The following is a 17,960-nucleotide window of genomic DNA, read 5'->3' on the forward strand; positions in this document are numbered from 1 at the left end:
CTGAGATTTGAAGCCCTTGTCAACGGTGATCAGAGCCGAGTAGCCTGCATCTTAGCTGGCGGTAAGCAGCTTTCCGTTGGCGAGCTGTGCCCATCCTAGCTTGCCGGCAAAATCGATATCAAATTCCGGGAGATGAGCCAGCAACGGCCGTGAAACACAGTGATCAAGGACAAACTTCATGCCGACTTAGCAAAGCCGTAGTCGGCTGAGATTCGGCTCCGTTCCCAGTCAAGAACCTTCAGAGCTTGTTCTTTCGAGACGTCAGGAAAATGATCAAGAAACACTTCAAGTTTCTCGCCGGCCAAAACGTAGTCAAAAAGACTTTGAGCAAACACTCTAGTTCCGGCGAACCTTACCGCACCGTGTAACGTGTCTGGAGTACTCACAAGCACACCTTCGAGTTCAACCGGGATTTTCATTTCAGTCCTTCGCCGCCTAGCTTACTTATTGTATCGCGTTGCCGCGCCACCACCACTCCTCTAGGTACAATTCAAGCCAACGAAGCCACTAGAGGCTCGTAGAAAACACCATGGCAGCGGCGACCGACATCCAGACCGTCAATATCATCGTCAACGGAATCGAACTTGCGGTTCCGAAAGGCGAACTGGTCGTCGAAGCGGTCAAGCGTCTCGGTCTCGAAATTCCCATCTTCTGCTACCACCCTCGCCTCAAGCCGGTTGGGATGTGCCGAATGTGCTTGGTCGAAACCGGCATGAAGAACCCAGCGGACGGCACCATCCGAATGATGCCCAAGCCCGCCGCCGCCTGCACCCTGCCCGTCAGTGAAGGTCTGGTCATCAACACCGAATCCGACGCCCTCCACAAAGACCGCAAAGGCGTCCTCGAATTCCTCCTTATCAACCACCCGCTCGACTGCCCAATCTGCGACCGTGGGGGCGAGTGCCCACTCCAAAACAACACCCTTTTCTATGGTCCCGCCACCAGCCGATTTATCGAGCAAAAGCGTCACGCCGTCAAAGCCTTCCCTCTCAGCGACTACGTCACCCTCGACCTCGAGCGATGCATCCAGTGCGCCCGCTGCATCCGCTTCACCGAGGAAATCTCCGGCGACAGCCAACTCGCATTCCGATTCCGAGGCAACAAGACACAGCCAATCACCTTCGATGAGACCAAGTTCACCTCAAAGTTCAGCGGAAACGTCATCGAAATCTGCCCGGTCGGAGCCCTAACCAACCGCAAGTACCGCTTCCGAGCTCGCCCGTGGGACCTACAAACTTCTGAGGCCGTCTGCCTCAACTGCAGCAACGGTTGCAACATCTGGTTCGACCATCGCGCTGGTAAAGTCGTCCGAATCAACGCCCGCACCAACGAGTCAATCAACGAAGAGTGGACCTGCGACAAGGGCAAGTTTGGTCACGACTTCTACAACGACGAAAAGCGACTCGAAACCCCGTTCGCCAGAACGAACGACGAGCTACAGAAGGCTGAGTACGCGACCGTCTACGCAAAACTCCTCGAAGCCTTCCAAGGCAACAACGTAGGCATGATCGTTGGCGAAGGCCTCAGCAACGAAACCTACATCACCGCCCAAAGCTTCTTCACTGGCCAGGTCGGAAGCGCGAATATTGACTATCGCCTCTCCGCCAATCAGCACTCCGGGCCGAGCCGAGTCGATAACTCCATCGAGTCACTTGAGCATGCCAAGAACACCCTTGTCTTCGGTACCCACCTTGCCGATGACCTCCCTATAGTCTTCCTCCGCGTCCGCAAGGGATGGTTCAACCGAGGCAACAACGTCATCGTCGCCGTCGACCGACCCGACGAAGTCTCCGACTTCGCCACCCAAACCCTCGTCTACAAGCCCGGCACCGAGGCGATCCTCGCCCAAGCATTTGCAGGAAAAGTCTCGATCGAAGACGCGTCAAACAAAACCGGAATCCCTGCGGCCGAACTCGAGCAAGCCATCACCAAGGCCGCCGGAGCAACCGTCATCACCACGACCCGCCTCATTTCCGAAGCCGCCGAAGCCTTGAAGTCTCTCGAAGGAACCTTCAACGCGTACCCACTCGGCTCCAACGAGCGCGGCGCCCAGCTCGCCCTCGCCACCAACGGACTTACCGCCCTCGATCAACTCAAACGAGCTGCCAACGGCGAGCTCAAAGCCCTTTGGGTCGTCGGGGTTGATCTGTTCTCCGTTGGTCTGCCCCGCGAAGAAGTCATCAAAGCCCTTGAAAATGTCGACTTCCTCGCCGTCCAAGACAGCCGCCGCTCCGAAACCTTCTACTACGCAAGCGTCGCGCTTCCGATGACCCTGCCCGCCGAGCAAGACGGAAGCTACACCAACTGCGAAGGCACCACCCAGTTCATGAAGGCGATCATCCCACCCGTCGGCGAAGCCAAGCCCGCCTGGCGAGTCTTCGAAGAGCTCAGTATCCGCCTCAATCCCCGAATGCCGTTCAGCCAAGCCAGCGAAATCCTCGCCACTGCTCCGGCATTCGCCTAATGAAAACCCCGGAAGAAATCTTCGCAGCTCTCTTTGCAGTCCAACCCCTGCAAGAGAGCTTTCGAGACCTCATCCAGCCCAAATCGGTCAACCCGGCCCTCCACCACGCGGTCAATAGCGCCATCGCCCAAGTCACGGGCGACCCCTGCCTCACCGCCGCGATCTACCTTTACGCCGACGACCTCGACTCCGCCCACATCGAAGCCCAACGTGACGAAGCCGACCCCGAATCGGCCTACTGGCACGGCATCATGCACCGCCGCGAAGGCGATTTCAGCAATGCCAACTATTGGTTCCGCCGCACCAGCACTCTGCGCGCCCAAGTCGGCTCCGACCCCGTCTCCCTCACCGAGCGCGCCGAAATCGCCCACCGCTCGGGCACCATGCCCGAAGACCTCCTCCAAGACATCCGCGAAGAATTCCGAAATCTTGCCCAGATTGGTATTGATCGGCTTTTTGCAGTGCGGTAACTCGTTACCGCTTTAGATTCCAGCCATTCATCGCGGCCGGGAGTTTGAACCTAACTCCACGCCGAGCAAGGCTCGCGCTGTTCAAAAGCGGTAACTCGTTACCGCACTCCAAACCAACCCACTGGGACCGCAGGCGTCTCGCCTGCTACGCGAGCGAAGCGAGGCGTGACTACGACCAAAAGACGACTGAAAGCGAAAGCGCGGCTTGCCCCTCGCACTCCAAAAAAACAACCCCCTTAACCCCAAATCCCCACAGAACCGACTAAAATACCGATACCGTGCTCGCAAAGCCGCAACATCTGCCTCCGTCGGAAACCGTCGAGTACGAACACCCGGCCGAGCCGCGCATGAGCGCGTACGACCCCGAAAAGGCTGCAAGCACCTTCAGCATGAAGCCCGCCCGGTGGATATGGCTCCCAAGCAACCGAACCCTCGCCAACACTCTCGTCTACTTCCGCAAAGAGTTCGACCTGGACGAGATTCCCAAGGAGTCCAAAGGCTGGATCTGCGCCGATAGCCGGTACGTCCTTTACATCAACGGTCAGCGCGTCCAGTTCGGCCCCGCCCCCTTTGACCCCCGCCACCCCGAAGCCGACCCCATCGACCTCGCGCCCTACCTCGTCAAGGGCCGAAACTGCATCGGCGTCCACGTCCTCTTCTACGGCCACGGCGACGGAACCTGGCCCACCGGTAAACCCGGCCTCATCCTCCGCGCCCAAGCCGGACGCGAGGTGATCGCCACCGACCAAACCTGGTCCTGCTCGGTTGACCGCGCCATCAAGCCCGGCGGCCACAAACGCTGGTTCCTCCGCGCCCTCCAAGAAACCGACGACGCCCGCCTCTGGCCCCAAGGCTGGTGCTTCGCGGACTACAAAGAGGACCTCTACTGGTACAAAGCCATGGAGCTCGACGCCTCCCCCGAGCAGTCCCCCGCCATGGCCGGCTACAGCAACTACCTCGAAGACACCTACTTCGAGGACACCTGGCGCTCTAGCCTGACACCGCGCTCGATCCCGATGATGAGCGAGGTTTACGTTCAAGCACGGAAAGTCTACGAGGGCCGGGTCCATTGGAAAGGCAACCCGAACGACTACTGGGACTTCGGTGCCGATGTCATCCACAGAATCACGTCCGTGGAACAAGCCGACCTGACTAAGCCCTATTCTGTCGTGATGCGCTTCGAACTCCCGGAGTGCATGGTCGGCTGGCCGTCGGTCGAGCTGGAAGCCGACGCGGGAGTTATCGTAGAAGTCAGCGTCCAAGAATCCGTTCCCGAAACGGCCACCTGGCAAAACCCCAAGTTCCACGGCTACTGCCGGCACATCAGCTTGAAGGGCGACTACGGCTTCACATCCTACGACTACGAAACCGGTCGGTACATCCAACTCCACATCGATGTCCCGCGAGGGGCAAAATTCGTCATCAAGCGAGTCGGAATGCGCCGACGACGGCTGATTACTGACTACGAGAACAGCACCGTCACGTCCGACGGCGCGCTCAACTTGGTCCTCACCGCCGCCCACAACACCCTCGTCAACTCCTGCCAAGACATCGCCGTAGACGGCATGGCCCGCGAGCGCCAGCAATACAGCGGCGACGGGGGGCACCAGCTCCACGCCGCCCGCCAGGCCCACGGCCTCGCCTCCATCTCCAGCCGCTTCCTTCGCACTTTCGCGCACGGGCAAACCCTGAGCGGAGTCTGGTTCGACTCCTGGCCCGGATACGACCGCTACGCCAGGGTCGGCCAACGCCAAATCGGTGCCACTAACTGGGGTCCGCTTGTTGACCACAGCATCGGCTTCGTTTGCGACCACGTCCACCACTGGCTCCAAACTGGCGACCGCAAGCCGTACGAGGAGAACAAACCGAAGATCCTCAAATTCCTCGGCTACCTCGACACCATCCGCGACGACCACGGCATGCTCCGCGTCCAAGCCCTCGGCAACGAAGCCGTCTGGATCGACCACGAAGCCTACAAAACTCAAGAGCAAAAGCAGCTCGCCTACAACCTGTACGAGGCGTACATGCACTGCCTCCTCGCCATGATCGACGGCCTCGAACCTCGCATCGACCCGTTTCTGGACGCCAACGTCGGTCGCTACTGCCGCGAAGGCAACCTCGTTAACAATCCCCTCGCCAAAACCGGCTACCAAATCGACGACCGCGCCCTCGCCCATTTCATCTGGCTGAACGCGCACACGAACTGGAACCACGTCCACCTTCAAGCCGCCATCAACGCCCTCGTCAACCAGAAATGCACCCACAGCTACCCCGCCAACTCCGTCTGGCGGCACTGGGCGTACGCCCAAGTCGGCCGAGTCGACCTCATCCTCGACGAGCTCCGCACCAAGTGGCGCAAGATGAACAGCATCGACGAATGCAACACCCTCTCCGAGTTCTGGACCGCCCGGCCCAACACCGACGACCTCTACAGCCACTGCGCCGTCTCGCCGACCATCATGATGCACCAGGCCGTCCTCGGCCTTGGCAACTTCCGCAACGGCCAGCTCCGACTCCGACCCCAACTCGCCGACCTCCCCAAGTTCGCCATCAAGAGCGACACACCGAAAGGCGTCATCGAGTTCGGAGCCGAACGAGCTGGCGATACGCATCTGTGCCATCTCAACAAACCCAAAGGGTTGGAGCTCATCCTTTGCTCCCCCATCCCAATCGATCATCCAGAGCTCGATTTTGACTTCGAGTCAGACTTCAAAACTGAGTTCCGCTACGACCTCACCGGAATCGACACCCTCGAAAACTTCCAGATCGATCCGTACCCGCAAAGCCAACTCATTCTCGACTGACTATCCCATAATAGAGGTCATGGACGCGCAGCCCCAACTTCCCTGCCCGTCTCCATGCGTGCGCCATTGCGGGATTGACGAATCTTTGCACTGCTCCGGTTGCATGCGAACTGGGCGAGAGGTTGGAGCTTGGCTCACGATGAGCGACGCGGAAAAGTGGAATTTGCTCGAAGAGCTTGGGAAAAGAAAATTGCCCTCCGGAGAGGGCAATAAGGGCAAGCTTAGTTCGCGCTAACGCTCGACTTTACGCGGAACATGAAGTCCCGATTCAGCTTGACACCAAACTTCATTTGTGATGTGGTCAGAACATCCGTCGGCTTCTTCTCGTTCGGGTTCAGTTGTCCGAGCAAGTAGCCAAGGGCACCACCAAGAAGGGCGTTATTCACGACGTTTCCCCTAGAGACCAGTGAGACCAATATCCCGCCAGCGACGCCATAACCTACCAGTTTCAGATCGTCTTCTTTCGACGATGACCTTGCAACAATTCGGCCCGTGGCAGGATCAATATCCACCTTTTCCAATCCTGAGAGGGAGCCGTATATTCGATACGACTGACCGTCAGGGAGGCGGACCCAATCAAAACTCAGTCCAAGCACACCAGGGTTAGAGCCTTCCTTTGGCTTAGCTAAATCAACATGCCCTTCGATGACTGTGCCCATGGGAAGGCCCTGATAGCTTTCCTCTCCTTGGGTATCCAATGTAGCTTTGAATGGATCGCCGACTCGCGAAGCTTGGGATCCCAGAATCTGATCAAGACGAAACGGAACGACTGTGCCTGTGGTCAAAGTAATCGTCTTGAAACCAGGAATGTCCATTAGAGAGCCGAGCTTGGTTTTTGTTAGAATCTCAACGCTTTGAGTCGCCTCAACCCAATCGACTTCGGCCTTCATGGCTTCGCTAATGAATCTGAGCGGAACCATCGTGCTTCCGTCTTTTGTGTAAGGAGCGACTTCGATCGCTAAGTCTGAGCCATTGATCGCCGCAACCTTTGACCCAAGAGTCAAGCGAATGTTGTCGCCACCGCTTTGGGCCGTAACAGTATGCGAAATCGCATCGTACTCGACGCTGGCATTCATCTTTTCGAAAACACCTCGCAGGGGCACCATCACTCGATTGTTAATCATCATGGGCTGGGCATCTGGAAAGTTTACTGCGGCACCGTCTACTCTAGCTCGGATACCTCCTTGCCCAAAGGAGGCTAGGCCAGAAGCCACTAAGGTGACTAAAAGGGTTGGGGTTGTGTATCGCAAAGTCTTCACTTTTCTAGACTACTTGACGTCCTACCAAGTAGAACAGTCTGCTCTTTCTTGTCGTTTATAACACGGACAGATAAGAAGCTACTTCGCTCTGAAAGCAAATTTCGGGAAACTACTGGAGTGCGAACAATCATTCTGATATTGCTACTTTTATGGGTCATAGGAGCCGTCAGCTCAAATACCGTTGGTGGCGCTCTGCACCTACTTCTGCTGATTGCCCTCGTGCTCTTGATCTTTGATTTACTCGGCCGTCGAAGGACATCGATTTGATTCAAAACAAATAGCTTAGTATCTTATGGATACTAAGCTATTAGCGACTTTGTAATGATCTTCCTCGACTACTGAGAAGCCATGGGAGAATCCATCATTGGGCAGCTCATACGTCCGCTCTTGCTATGCATCATCATGTGCATGTGCATTTTTCTGTCCATTCGCATCTGCATGCCACGGTTAGATGTTCGCTGGGCGACTAGCTCAGTGATAACGGCGGCAGTTGCGTTCGCCTTGGCTTCACCTGTGGATTCATTCATTGTGGTGACCAAAAGATCCACCTTGCGATCCATCGCCAACTGTGTATCTGCCATCCCTGCCATATCCGACATCATTTGTCGGCACGACTCTGGCGACATATTTGATTTCTCTTGAACAAGAGAATCGGGGAAGTAATTCGAAGGGATTTTTTCTTGGGCGAAAGCCATGTAGGCGCCGCCAACTGTGAGAGCGGCAAATGCCGCAAGGGTTAGTTTTTTCATTAGTCTCTTTACTTCGGTTGAACCGAAGACAACTTGGAAGCATTGCTACATGCCGCGCTGGCAGTGCGGCATGCGTCCGCGCACTTCATACGGATCGTGGACATCGGGCCACCATGCTCGCACTCGGCGAGGCACGCGTCGCAGGCTGCTTTGAATCGGTTGGAGTTGGCCCGTGGATTCTTAACGAGCTGTTGGCGCAGTTCCCGGCTCTCACCGGCGCATTCGGTAGCTCTCTTTGCGACCTTCTCCTGACCGCTAGCTGCCGCGCTTTCAGTTGCGCATGCGATGCATGCTGCCTCGCAAGCAGCTGCAGCGGAAAGTAGAGTTGTTATTTCCTTTGGTTGTGTCATGTTGTTCCTTTGTGTAAAGCATCGGAATGCTTGTTCTTGTCGTGTCAGAATTCTGTTAGAAGTCGTTTGGATCAGTCATCGCTGCGTCCAATCTCGTTCTCTTACTTCGATTGAACTTCTAACCGATTGTCGATCGTTTGCTTTGCGTCGTTTTCCTTTAAGATGCGCGCAGTAATTTCTGAGGCTAATAGTTTCATCTCCTCAGATGTCACATGTCCAACAAGAGTGACGTTCGAAGACGTCGTATCAACGTTTATCGAGTTGCCATCTGCGTTGAGACGCTTGTCACCTGAAATGGCGAGTTTAATCTTTGGAGTTAGTACGGCTGCAATTCCCATTTGCTGCCCAGAGTTACTGGCATCGTTAGCCATGTTGCTCGCTCCGCTCGCTATATCTTGCCTAGCTTTCTCGTTGTCTTTCTTGATTCCCTCGGCGGTGTTCCCACATCCGATCAGTGATCCCAACAAGATGCTTGTCAAAAGGAGCGTCGTTTTCTTAATGAAGTTTTTCAATAGGTTCCTGTTGGATCACTGCAATCCATCGACTCGGCCAATGCGGAATCCAGCTTCGTGTCAACTCTGCTCCTTTCCACATTTCTAGCAACAGTATTTCGATAGATATTTGCAATAACGACCGCTATCATCACTAAGGAAATTCCTACCGCAAATTGAATAGCTCCAATTCTTGGATCAAATGATGAGTCCGGCTGTTCGCTTTCCACTACTCAATATGGCTTTTATCTAACTGTGACGCAAGCCTGCTCTAGTACTGTCAGTAATCTCACTGACACTCACCTGCCGGTCAGTGCAAGCGGCGACTGGTCTCCCAGAGAACACAACCTCAATACTATTTCTAGTTCGGCTCAACTAGGGTCGGAAAGGATTGGAGAAAATGACTACACACTTTTCATCTCGAACAACACTTGTATTTGGGCTAGCACTGCTTGCTGGAATCGCTTCTGCTGGCGAAGTCACCCTTGTGGGATCAACGCTAGGAAGCTTTAACGGCAATCCGTTCACCCCAACTGGATCGCTCTTGGGTCTAAGCTACTCAAACTCAACCTTCAACAACACAACCACCGGAAACATGCTGGATCTCGGCGGAAACCCGAGTCCAGGCTCCAACTTCAACAACTTAGGTTCTTTTGCACTGGACAATGTGGATCACAACTACAATGGGAATACGTTCCAGGTTAAAGTCACCTTCACAGCGCCGTTCACCATATCTGGTGGAAGTACGACCACGTTCAATGACATCATCACGGGCACGGTGACAAACGGCAACGGGGGCGTTTTTATCGACTTTGATAACACTCCACAAACCTTCAACTATCTAAATGGATCAGAGAGTGGTTCGTTCACAATGGCTATAAATGACTTGTCAATTGCTCCGAACCAGTTAGGTTCGGTCACTGCCCACGTCACCGGATTTTCTCAGCCAGTTCCAGAGCCAGTATCGATTACGGGAATCCTATGCGGTGCGATTGGTCTGATCAGACGTAAGCGAATGACGAAAGTCGCCTAACCGGTTTAGCCTGGTCAAGGGGTCACCGAGCTTTCCTTCGGACCCCAACCGCCAGGCTATTTAGTTGGTCATAATCATTCTTGAATGACCATCGCGCTTTGCCAGATACCGATGGATCTGACCATAAGCGGAAATACCCGCCACATCACCGAAGCGATAGCTACCTCCGGTGCCGACTTGGCAATATTCCCCGAGTGCGCGCTGACGGGCTACAACTACGTAATGGGCGGAGACATTTCGCGGCCGAACCTCACCACAGCGTTCTCCGCGATCAAAGATGCCTGCCAGCAATCCAGCACCGCCGCTATTCTCGGCGCGCCATGGTTCGCTCGCGACGACCATGAAAAGCCCTGGAACGCCGCCGTCGTGATCGACCGGCAAGGAGAAATCGTCTCCGTTCAGCCCAAGATCGTCTTCACGGACGACGAGATTCGTAACGACATCTTCCTGCCCGCCGACGTCGAAACCCGGACCGCATTTCGCCTTAACGGCAAAACCTGCGCGATTCTGATCTGTTCCGAGTTCGCCGGAGTCGTTGGAAGCTACACCAGCAGCCACTGCTACCGACTTCTCGAAGGACTGAATACCAAACTCGACATCGTATTCGTGATCGGAGTCATGGATATGAGCCCGAATTCAAAGGGCAGCCCGCTCTCGCAAGAAGCGGCTCGGTACTTTGATGCCGACTTCGTGATCGTCAACACTGCCGAATGGGGCTTTGGAACCCCGAGCGGCAACCTCGGGGGAAGCAAGGTTGTTTCAAGGAGTGGCGAATTGCTTGTTCAAGCCCCATTTGATCAGACGGCAATTACGCTGATCACTCTTTAGGCTTCTTGGTCGTGTACCAATCGGACCTATCCGCCAAGTTTGTCCAACTCATGGGGAGGTCTAACCGGTCTTTTAGAATGATGATCTTGACTCCGTCCGAGAAGCTAGTGGAGCTACCGACCCGATACTTCTTCTCCTTCAGCTTGTACGAGTCAACCATCCCGTTTCGGAACTGCTCGAACTTCGTGTAATTCAAGGTCAAGATATCTTCCTGGATCGTCCACGTTCCGCTTCCCTTCTGCCCACCAAACTGGGCGGCACTTCCGTAGCTACTCGAGGCACCTCCGTAAGTGAACGTAAACGTGCCGTCCGCTTTCAAGTTGAGGGTTCCGCCGTAGGACGTGTAACTCGTTGAGCTTGCTCCAGAATAAACGTTGACGTAGTCCATACTTGCATACGAGCCGTAGCCGAACTCGCCCACGAGAGAAGACTTGTCGAACAGAGGCTTGCCCTTGGTCGCGTCGCACTTGATCGTCGCCAAATACTCCTCAAGATAGGCCACGGTCGTGTTCAAGGAAAATCGAGCGGACATTTCCACTCCAACCCGAAAGTCGCCCGTTTCCTCGTATGTCTGTGCCATCACGATTGGCTGCCAATGAGATTCGCAATCCACAAGCATGAGAGTGAAGATTGAATCTGCTTCGCGCCCTTTTTCGCGCCCTGCTCCAACAATGAAATATGCAGGAACTCCGGACCCGACATACCGCCGGTAAATAATCCCGCCATTCTTTCCGGCGAGCTCTTGGGGAACGTACTTGGCCCACAGGTCACTAAGGATTTGGCCAACGCTGACTCCGGGCGTCACCGCAGGCAGCAAACGGGCGAGCCCGGAAGTGAGCCGGGTTCCATCAGCCACCGTCTTGACCATCCAAACATCCTTTTGGGTCCAACCAGTCGGTAAGCCAGAACCGAAGTTGGAAGCAATCCCGGTTGCCGTTTTGATGGGAGCGGCTTCAGCTGGCGTCTTTTGAACAGGAAGTTTAACGGCTTTCACCTCAAAGCTCTTGGCTGAATAGTTCACTGAATCGACCGAGGCACCCGTTACCAGAGTGAACAACAGTCCGGCGACTTGCCTGAACTGCGCTTTCTGCTCGTCATCTTTCACAGCCGCAAGTAGCGATCCCGAAATCGCGTAGAGAGCAACCACCTTTTCTCCCGCAAGTTCCTTGTCTGCGTCGGACATATCTCTAACAGAAGTGCTATCGAGCAACCTTTGGATTCCGCCGATCGTGGCGATGAAGGCATCGTCGGCAAGCTCGACATTCTTCGCCGTTGTATACAGTCCGAGCAAACCGAGGGCAATATTTGCCGAGGCATCGCCCTCGAACGGAGTCGCAACAAATCCCTTTTCCAGGCCCTCAACAACTGCCAGGGCCGATTCTCGAAAGGCTTTCCGCTCTTCGTCGGTCGATGCTAGTTCGGTAACCGCCGCCTCAACCCCTTTGCGGTTCCTCGTTGGCTTGTACTTTGTTGGGCTTGACGAAACGACGCCACCAGACTTGAAACCGCTCGTGTTTAGACCTCTAAGTGCATCCAGGATCGGATTCCCTGCCAATGCTGTCGAACCGAATGCAAGCATCACAAGGCACCCTAGGAGAGAGATTTTGCCCTTCATCAAATCCAGAATAGCCGATTCGCTTCCCGATTCTGACGGCGGCGAATTCAATGTGCCATAATATAGTTTCCGTCTAAGCGTGGAACTTCTGTCGCGCCTCTTGACGTTAACACTGCCAGGTTCACTGAACTTGGCATCGTCCCGAGTCTTCGGGACAAAACGGATACAGAAGTAAAACAGAACATGTCAAAACAAGCAATTTTGGAGAGCGTGGTCGCGCCTAACATCAAGACCGACGTTCCAGACATCTGGCCTGGTGACACCGTTAAGGTTCACGTTAAGGTCCGCGAAGGAAACAAAGAGCGAATCCAGCTTTTTGAAGGAACCTGCATCGCCGTCAAGCACGGTGGAATCGCTAAGACCATCACACTCCGCAAGATCACCAGCGGCGTCGGAGTCGAGCGAACCTTTCCCATCCACTCGCCAAACGTCGCCCGATTTGAAGTCACTCGTCGCGGTAAGGTTCGCCGAGCCAAGCTTTACTACCTTCGAGGCAAGGTCGGTAAGGAAGCCCGAATCAAAGAGCGACGATAATCGATGCCGTCGTCAACGCTTGAATATGTGGACATGGTTGCGCGGACTCCGCTCAGCCAAATCCTTGTCTTCTCAGTGTCTCTGACGGCAATTCGAATCGTATCCCACTTCGTATCCGCTAAAACCCCAAAGCATAAACAGGGCTTCGGGGTTAAGTTCTTAAGTGGCATCAGCGATCTGTTCGATTCGTTGATCTACGCAGCCGTGTTCATCTTCATGGTGATCCGGCCCTACTTCTTCCAGACCTTCCAGATTCCGACCGGATCTTTGAACCCGACATTGAAAGTGGGAGACTTTATCGGCCTGAACAAGGCCATCTACCGATATTCCGAGCCAAAACGCGGGGACATCGTCGTTTTTCACCCCCCGGCCTACGCCTGCTCGCCCGAGCAGCTTCGACCGAACGGGGACCCGAAGGTCGACTTCGTGAAGCGCCTCATCGGTCTGCCCGGAGACGTGATCGAGATGAAGAACGGCGTGATCTACGTCAATGGCAAACTGCTTTGGGAACCCTATTGGCACTTTGCCGAACAGACCAGCCAGGGCGATTTCCGGCTGTTTTCCCAAGCCGAGACGGCGGCTTTTCAAAAGCAGAGTTGGAAACTTGTCAACTACAAAGGCAAGCTGATCCCGCTGAACTACACCCAGTATGATGCCAACGCGGCCTCGCCGCGGTCGGAGAATTTTGGTCGGCAACCCTACTACGCCGCCGAGCCGTTCATCATCCGTGATCCCGCCGAGGCAAGCTCGCCGGAAGTGCGAAATCTTCCCGCGCAAAAGATTCCCGAAGGCAAGTTCCTATTCATGGGCGACAACCGCAACAACTCGTTCGACGGACGCGGATGGGGTCTCATTGACCGAGACAACATCATCGGCCGCGCCGAGTTCGTCTGGCTTCCCATGAACCGCTTTGGCGGCATCCGGTACGTCGACAATGGTTCGCCAAAGGCTCCAGACGCGATTGTTGCCGAAGGGATGCGATAGGCGCACCCTAAATCCGAAGTCGCTTCCAACTCCCTCCTTCCAACCTCCAACTGTACGATTGGTGGGCCCGGCGGGGATCGAACCCGCGACCAAACGGTTATGAGCCGTCCGCTCTAACCCCTGAGCTACAGGCCCTCGGAGGTAACTCCTAAAGGTTACCTCCCTGAGCTACTTCACACTCTTCTGACCTCAGTTCAACCCCGCTGAACATATTCAGCAATTACCGCTGAAGGTTCGCCCTGCATTTCTACAACCCCGTCCTTCAGCCAGACCACCCGGTCGGCGAACTTCTCGACTGTCGGCAACTGGTGCGAGACCAGCAATATCGCCCCGCCGTCGCGGCGGAACTGTTCGACTCTCTCCAGGCACTTCTGCTCAAACCGCTGGTCACCAACCGCCAATACTTCGTCGACGATCAAGACCTCGGCATCGACATGAATCGCTATAGCGAACCCCAGCCGCGCCATCATTCCGCTAGAATATGTCCGCACAGGAGCCTGAATCGCTTCTCCGAGTTCCGAGAACTCAACGATTGAATCCAATCGCTCCTTGACCTGCTCGCGAGTCAACCCAAGAATCACCGCATTGAAATAGATGTTCTCTAGACCAGAAAGGTCGTTGTGAAAGCCTGCGCCCAGTTCCAGCAACGGGGCGACTCGGCCCTTGACTTCAAGCGATCCTGAAGTTGGCAGATAGATTCGAGCCAGCAAGGAAAGCAACGTTGACTTACCTGCCCCATTCTTACCGATGACCGCCACGCATTCACCGCCTCTGACCTCCAGAGAAACGCCTTTTAGAACTTCAAGATGGACATAAGACCGCTTGCGCCAGAAGAGCAGCAAGGACTTGATGGAAGCAATTCCTGAATGCGAAACCACGAACTGCTTCCGCAAATCCTTGATAGCTACTTTGACTTCGCCCGTCATGGCCGCTCCACAAACTTCCACTTGAGCCGGTTGAACAGCCAATAGCCGAACAAGAAAACGAAGAACGAACCAACACTATGAACCGCCAAGTATTTCCAAGGCATACCGGTTGGCATCCCCATCCCAGTGGCGGACATTGTAGGAACAGGCGCGACGAGGGCCTTGCGATATGCCACGCACTGAACCGCGACGGGGTTCAACATGTACAGCTTGAATAGAAGCCAGCCCGAATCGTAGTTCTTCTTCGAGTTCGCTACTTGCTCAACAAAGTAAACAATGGGGCACAGATACATGAGCAAGTACAGCCCGATTTGGACGATGTACTTCACATCCTCATAGAATGTATTCAGCGCGGAAACAACGAACGAGATTCCGGTGGCAAACAGAGTCGAAACAATCAGCAGGAACGGCAAGTAAACCGTTGTGGCTTGGAATGGGAAGACTCGAGGATCACGCAGATAGCCCAGAAACATGAGTCCAAACATGATCAAAAATCCAATGGCGAGGTGGATCATGTTGGCGATCACTGCCGCTAACGGCAAGATTTCGCGCGGGAAATAAATCTTCTTGATCAGACCATACTGGTTCAAAATCGACTGTGCGGAGTCCAGGACACTTGACTGAAAGAAGATGAACGGCAGATAAGCCGCGAGCATGTAAACGGTGAAACTGGGGACATCTTGCCGCAAGAAGTTGCTGAAGACAAAGCTCATCACCGCAACCTGTGCGAGCGGATTCAAGAACGACCACAGGACGCCGAGAGCGGAGTTTTTGTACCGAATTCTCAGTTCCCGTTGGACCATCACATAAAGGAGCTCGCGGTACCGCCACAGCTCGGCAAACTCTCTTCTCAACCTTCCACCTTCTTGATGTTCACAACGCGAACCCAGGCAAACTGGCCACTTTCCGGATCAGAGACGACCCGCTTTCCACCTGCACCGAGTCCATTCACTGCAAACTCTAACAACGAAGTCGGCGTCGATGTCATCAAAACTTTCATCGGCAGCCCGCGTTTTTTGGTGTCTAACAAAACAAGTGCCTTTCTCCCGATCATTCGAACCTCACAAACTGATACGTAAGTTCCGGGCGCCTTCGGGAGGGTTCCTGGCTCCTCCTCATCAACGAGAAAAAACGTCGGCGGAGTTTGGAGGGCGATGGCGAAAATTGCGGCGAGCATCAGCTAAGATAAGCCTCGAATGGAGAGCGTCCGGATTCTAGTCGTGGGAAGCATTGTACTCGACAGGGTGCTCCGAGTCGCCGAATTCCCCCGTCCTGGCGAGAGCATCCGGGGAGAAGTCGTCGGAGTGTTTCCTGGCGGAAAGGGTGCCAATCAAGCGGTTTGTACGGCCCGACTCGGGGCGATCACCTCCTTCTGCGGAGCGATTGGCCCAGACCCCGATGGCGCGGAGATGATTCTCAAGCTCCGATCAGAGCAGATTGATTGCACACTGGTTCACTCGATTGAGCACTCTGCGACTGGCACAGCGGGGATCACACTCAACGACTTGGGGCAAAACACAATCGTTGTAGCCCTTGGCGCGAACATGCTGTTCGAACCCGAGCAAGCACTTAAAGCTGCCCATCAGCAGTTGCACCATATTCTCCTTTTGCAAGGCGAGATCCCTTTGGAGGCCTCCCGCGCGGCGGCTGAGGCGTCGCAGGGGCATGTGATCTTCAACCCTGCGCCGGCGATTGCACCACCGCTCTCGATGTATCCGATGATCGACGTTCTCACCCCCAACGAGGTCGAAGCCGAGTATTTAGTGGGCTACCCAATTTACGACGAGAAAACCGCCGAGAAGGCGGCCAAAGAGCTTTTGGTAAGGGGTTGCAGGTCGGTTGTCATCACCTTGGGAGCTAAGGGAGCATACTTCCGCTCTGAGGACGACGAGGGCTTGATCCGGGCACCACTGGTTCCCGCGGTGGACACCGTCGGAGCTGGAGACTGTTTTAACGGTGCGCTAGCCTTCGCTCTGGCCCAAAAGCTTGAACTCCGCCAGGCAACCCGCTTCGCCGTCCACTGCGCCTCTCACAGCGTCCAGCACGTTGGCGCCCAAACCGGAATGCCCTACTTTGACGAACTCGACAAAGAAGTTCGGGAGCTGATTCCGGCATGAACCTTCTAGTCACCGGATTTGGCCCATTTCGGGACATCACGGATAACCCTTCTTCGAAGCTCGCAGAGGCGCTGCATGGCAACACCGAGTTGCTCCCCGTGCAATATGGCAAAGTAGAATCGTTTGCGATTTCGCTACGCTCGCGATCTGAAGATACGATTCTTTGCCTCGGACTCAACGCACGGGCGACTGATTTGAGATTTGAACTATACGCTCACAACCAAATTGGAGCCGAGCGTGGATTCGGCAGCCGCAGACACACTCGGACGGTCATCAAGCCGTCCGGCCCTCGAACTCTCGGACAAACCCTGTTGACGCCAAAACACCTCGGTGAGCTTGCTCTGGCGACCAGCTTTACACCTGGCGACTATTTGTGCAACTTCTTGCTCTATTCACTGCTGGTTCGGTATCCCGAGCGGAGAATCGGTTTCGTCCATGTCCCGTTGTTTGAAAAGGTGACGATGAGCGATCAGCTCGAACAGCTTAAGGGGCTGATTCAACTGGTCGGGTCGAGCTGAGCCAAGAGCGATCTCAACCAACTGACTCCCTCCCGAGTTGCCTCGACCCCTTGATCGCCACATTCCAGCTCCAGATCGATTGGCACGGGTCTTCGGTCAGGGCGGCTGAACAATGCCCGGAGAGTCTCCTGAATCGGTACGACTCCTTCTCCAAGAAACGCGCCTTGCAGCTTCTCACCCTCCGGGGTTTGGTAGCTGCCGCTGGGATCAGTGGCAAAATCTTTGACGTGAACCAGATCAGGAAACGGTAGTTCACACGCCGCGCGAACTGGATCGACCCCAGCAAGGAGCCAGTTTCCGATATCGAAGCAAATCCCCGTACCCGCACCTCGAGAGATCGTGAGGACTTCGGAAGGTGTGCCGAAGTGCACACCATGGTTCTCCAACGCAAGCACCCTGCCTTGTGGGTCGACTCCGCTGAGACCATTGATCGCGCGAAGGCGGCTCAATTCTTTCGTTTCTTCATCTGGATGAGCGGAGAACACCCGGACGATTCCCGATCCGAACTCGACCGCCAGGGCGACCCCTAGTTCAACCTTTTCTTTCTCCAGCTCCAGACGAGCAGCACCTTCATGGGAGAAATCATTAGTCACCGCCACGGCATGCAGATGCAACTCGCCGAGAGATTCCCGAAGCTTGTCTCGAAAAGACTCTATCTCCGGCAAGTGATCTCGCGAAACGCCTGGCGCATACAAGAACGCGTCGAGGATCTCAATACCGTCAGCCCCGCAGGAGCGAGCGAGATCGCAGAAACTCCCAATCGACATTTCTCCACCTCTCCAAGCAGACAGCACGGAGTACCAGGAGATGCCGATCGG

General features: G+C 55.0%; 20 protein-coding genes and 1 tRNA gene. 11 read left to right on the top strand and 10 right to left on the bottom strand.

Features of this window, described 5'->3' with window-relative positions:
• Positions 1–176 precede the first annotated feature (176 nt).
• Positions 177–419 (bottom strand): DUF433 domain-containing protein, encoded by a 243-nt coding sequence (locus WCK51_09725; protein MEI7577162.1) that lies wholly within the window; start codon positions 417–419, stop codon positions 177–179.
• A gap of 110 nt (positions 420–529) precedes the next feature.
• Between WCK51_09725 and nuoG the strand changes: the two genes are divergently transcribed.
• The 4 genes from nuoG to WCK51_09745 all read left to right on the top strand — a co-directional run bounded on the left by nuoG (position 530) and on the right by WCK51_09745 (position 5,973).
• Positions 530–2,464, top strand: coding sequence for an NADH-quinone oxidoreductase subunit NuoG (gene nuoG / locus WCK51_09730; GenBank protein MEI7577163.1), 1,935 nt, complete (start codon positions 530–532; stop codon positions 2,462–2,464).
• Positions 2,464–2,934: a hypothetical protein gene (locus WCK51_09735; GenBank protein ID MEI7577164.1), complete on the top strand. Its 471-nt coding sequence runs from the start codon at positions 2,464–2,466 to the stop codon at positions 2,932–2,934. The genes nuoG and WCK51_09735 overlap by 1 nt, the downstream gene beginning before the upstream one ends.
• 278 nt (positions 2,935–3,212) lie before the next feature.
• A complete protein-coding gene (locus tag WCK51_09740; GenBank protein MEI7577165.1) occupies positions 3,213–5,738 on the top strand; it encodes a hypothetical protein in 2,526 nt (841 codons plus the stop codon).
• Between the two features lie 19 nt (positions 5,739–5,757).
• A complete protein-coding gene (locus WCK51_09745; protein ID MEI7577166.1) occupies positions 5,758–5,973 on the top strand; it encodes a DUF1289 domain-containing protein in 216 nt (71 codons plus the stop codon).
• Here WCK51_09745 and WCK51_09750 read toward each other — a convergent pair.
• Positions 5,960–6,997 carry a copper amine oxidase N-terminal domain-containing protein gene (locus WCK51_09750; GenBank protein MEI7577167.1) on the bottom strand — a complete coding sequence of 346 codons (1,038 nt, stop codon included), beginning with the start codon at positions 6,995–6,997 and terminating at the stop codon, positions 5,960–5,962. The two genes, WCK51_09745 and WCK51_09750, sit on opposite strands and share 14 nt — an antisense overlap.
• Before the next feature lie 117 nt (positions 6,998–7,114).
• Between WCK51_09750 and WCK51_09755 the strand changes: the two genes are divergently transcribed.
• Complete coding sequence (locus WCK51_09755) at positions 7,115–7,264, top strand: lmo0937 family membrane protein (GenBank protein ID MEI7577168.1); 150 nt, start codon at positions 7,115–7,117, stop codon at positions 7,262–7,264.
• 68 nt (positions 7,265–7,332) lie between these two features.
• Here WCK51_09755 and WCK51_09760 read toward each other — a convergent pair whose 3' ends face one another.
• Positions 7,333–7,746: a hypothetical protein gene (locus WCK51_09760; GenBank protein MEI7577169.1), complete on the bottom strand. Its 414-nt coding sequence runs from the start codon at positions 7,744–7,746 to the stop codon at positions 7,333–7,335.
• Positions 7,747–8,197: 451 nt separating this feature from the next.
• Complete coding sequence (locus WCK51_09765) at positions 8,198–8,608, bottom strand: BON domain-containing protein (GenBank protein ID MEI7577170.1); 411 nt, start codon at positions 8,606–8,608, stop codon at positions 8,198–8,200.
• A 379-nt stretch (positions 8,609–8,987) separates the two neighbouring features.
• Between WCK51_09765 and WCK51_09770 the strand changes: the two genes are divergently transcribed.
• Positions 8,988–9,620, top strand: a complete 633-nt coding sequence (locus WCK51_09770; protein ID MEI7577171.1) for a hypothetical protein — start codon at positions 8,988–8,990, stop codon at positions 9,618–9,620.
• A gap of 84 nt (positions 9,621–9,704) precedes the next feature.
• Positions 9,705–10,448, top strand: coding sequence for a nitrilase-related carbon-nitrogen hydrolase (locus WCK51_09775; GenBank protein ID MEI7577172.1), 744 nt, complete (start codon positions 9,705–9,707; stop codon positions 10,446–10,448).
• Here WCK51_09775 and WCK51_09780 read toward each other — a convergent pair.
• The gene (locus tag WCK51_09780; protein ID MEI7577173.1) at positions 10,438–12,063 is read right to left on the bottom strand and encodes a hypothetical protein; all 1,626 of its coding nucleotides are present in this window, start codon (positions 12,061–12,063) and stop codon (positions 10,438–10,440) included. The genes WCK51_09775 and WCK51_09780 overlap by 11 nt on opposite strands.
• 183 nt (positions 12,064–12,246) lie before the next feature.
• Here WCK51_09780 and rplS point away from each other — a divergent pair, with 183 nt between their 5' ends.
• Together rplS and lepB are read left to right on the top strand one after the other, a co-directional pair.
• Complete coding sequence (gene rplS, locus WCK51_09785; GenBank protein MEI7577174.1) at positions 12,247–12,597, top strand: 50S ribosomal protein L19; 351 nt, start codon at positions 12,247–12,249, stop codon at positions 12,595–12,597.
• Positions 12,598–12,600: 3 nt separating this feature from the next.
• Positions 12,601–13,581 carry a signal peptidase I gene (lepB, locus tag WCK51_09790; GenBank protein ID MEI7577175.1) on the top strand — a complete coding sequence of 327 codons (981 nt, stop codon included), beginning with the start codon at positions 12,601–12,603 and terminating at the stop codon, positions 13,579–13,581.
• 59 nt (positions 13,582–13,640) lie between these two features.
• Here lepB and WCK51_09795 read toward each other — a convergent pair.
• The 4 genes from WCK51_09795 to WCK51_09810 form a co-directional block, all read right to left on the bottom strand.
• Positions 13,641–13,716, bottom strand: a tRNA-Ile gene (locus WCK51_09795).
• A 59-nt stretch (positions 13,717–13,775) separates the two neighbouring features.
• Positions 13,776–14,507, bottom strand: coding sequence for an ABC transporter ATP-binding protein (locus tag WCK51_09800; protein MEI7577176.1), 732 nt, complete (start codon positions 14,505–14,507; stop codon positions 13,776–13,778).
• Positions 14,504–15,361 (bottom strand): ABC transporter permease, encoded by an 858-nt coding sequence (locus WCK51_09805; GenBank protein ID MEI7577177.1) that lies wholly within the window; start codon positions 15,359–15,361, stop codon positions 14,504–14,506. The genes WCK51_09800 and WCK51_09805 overlap by 4 nt, the downstream gene beginning before the upstream one ends.
• A complete protein-coding gene (locus tag WCK51_09810) occupies positions 15,358–15,684 on the bottom strand; it encodes a hypothetical protein (protein ID MEI7577178.1) in 327 nt (108 codons plus the stop codon). Before WCK51_09810 ends, WCK51_09805 begins: the two co-directional genes overlap by 4 nt.
• 19 nt (positions 15,685–15,703) lie before the next feature.
• Between WCK51_09810 and rbsK the strand changes: the two genes are divergently transcribed.
• Together rbsK and WCK51_09820 are read left to right on the top strand one after the other, a co-directional pair.
• Positions 15,704–16,624, top strand: coding sequence for a ribokinase (gene rbsK / locus WCK51_09815; protein MEI7577179.1), 921 nt, complete (start codon positions 15,704–15,706; stop codon positions 16,622–16,624).
• Positions 16,621–17,142, top strand: coding sequence for a hypothetical protein (locus WCK51_09820; protein MEI7577180.1), 522 nt, complete (start codon positions 16,621–16,623; stop codon positions 17,140–17,142). Before rbsK ends, WCK51_09820 begins: the two co-directional genes overlap by 4 nt.
• On the opposite strand, the gene WCK51_09825 is transcribed toward WCK51_09820, so the two are convergent.
• Entirely contained in the window at positions 17,121–17,909 is a 789-nt protein-coding gene (locus tag WCK51_09825; GenBank protein MEI7577181.1) for a sugar phosphate isomerase/epimerase family protein, read from the bottom strand. The two genes, WCK51_09820 and WCK51_09825, sit on opposite strands and share 22 nt — an antisense overlap.
• Positions 17,910–17,960 lie beyond the last annotated feature (51 nt).

The organism is Armatimonadota bacterium (assembly GCA_037138755.1).
GTDB lineage: Bacteria > Armatimonadota > Fimbriimonadia > Fimbriimonadales > Fimbriimonadaceae > Fimbriimonas.

What these genes read in the sequence shown, in the direction of transcription:
- WCK51_09725 (MEI7577162.1), bottom strand. Translation starts at nt 419, where the DNA reads ATGAAAATCCCGGTTGAACTCGAAGGTGTGCTTGTGAGTACTCCAGAC.
- nuoG (MEI7577163.1), top strand. Translation starts at nt 530, where the DNA reads ATGGCAGCGGCGACCGACATCCAGACCGTCAATATCATCGTCAACGGA.
- WCK51_09735 (MEI7577164.1), top strand. Translation starts at nt 2,464, where the DNA reads ATGAAAACCCCGGAAGAAATCTTCGCAGCTCTCTTTGCAGTCCAACCC.
- WCK51_09745 (MEI7577166.1), top strand. Translation starts at nt 5,758, where the DNA reads ATGGACGCGCAGCCCCAACTTCCCTGCCCGTCTCCATGCGTGCGCCAT.
- WCK51_09760 (MEI7577169.1), bottom strand. Translation starts at nt 7,746, where the DNA reads ATGAAAAAACTAACCCTTGCGGCATTTGCCGCTCTCACAGTTGGCGGC.
- WCK51_09770 (MEI7577171.1), top strand. Translation starts at nt 8,988, where the DNA reads ATGACTACACACTTTTCATCTCGAACAACACTTGTATTTGGGCTAGCA.
- WCK51_09775 (MEI7577172.1), top strand. Translation starts at nt 9,705, where the DNA reads ATGACCATCGCGCTTTGCCAGATACCGATGGATCTGACCATAAGCGGA.
- WCK51_09780 (MEI7577173.1), bottom strand. Translation starts at nt 12,063, where the DNA reads ATGAAGGGCAAAATCTCTCTCCTAGGGTGCCTTGTGATGCTTGCATTC.
- rplS (MEI7577174.1), top strand. Translation starts at nt 12,247, where the DNA reads ATGTCAAAACAAGCAATTTTGGAGAGCGTGGTCGCGCCTAACATCAAG.
- lepB (MEI7577175.1), top strand. Translation starts at nt 12,601, where the DNA reads ATGCCGTCGTCAACGCTTGAATATGTGGACATGGTTGCGCGGACTCCG.
- WCK51_09800 (MEI7577176.1), bottom strand. Translation starts at nt 14,507, where the DNA reads ATGACGGGCGAAGTCAAAGTAGCTATCAAGGATTTGCGGAAGCAGTTC.
- WCK51_09810 (MEI7577178.1), bottom strand. Translation starts at nt 15,684, where the DNA reads ATGCTCGCCGCAATTTTCGCCATCGCCCTCCAAACTCCGCCGACGTTT.
- rbsK (MEI7577179.1), top strand. Translation starts at nt 15,704, where the DNA reads ATGGAGAGCGTCCGGATTCTAGTCGTGGGAAGCATTGTACTCGACAGG.
- WCK51_09820 (MEI7577180.1), top strand. Translation starts at nt 16,621, where the DNA reads ATGAACCTTCTAGTCACCGGATTTGGCCCATTTCGGGACATCACGGAT.
- WCK51_09825 (MEI7577181.1), bottom strand. Translation starts at nt 17,909, where the DNA reads ATGTCGATTGGGAGTTTCTGCGATCTCGCTCGCTCCTGCGGGGCTGAC.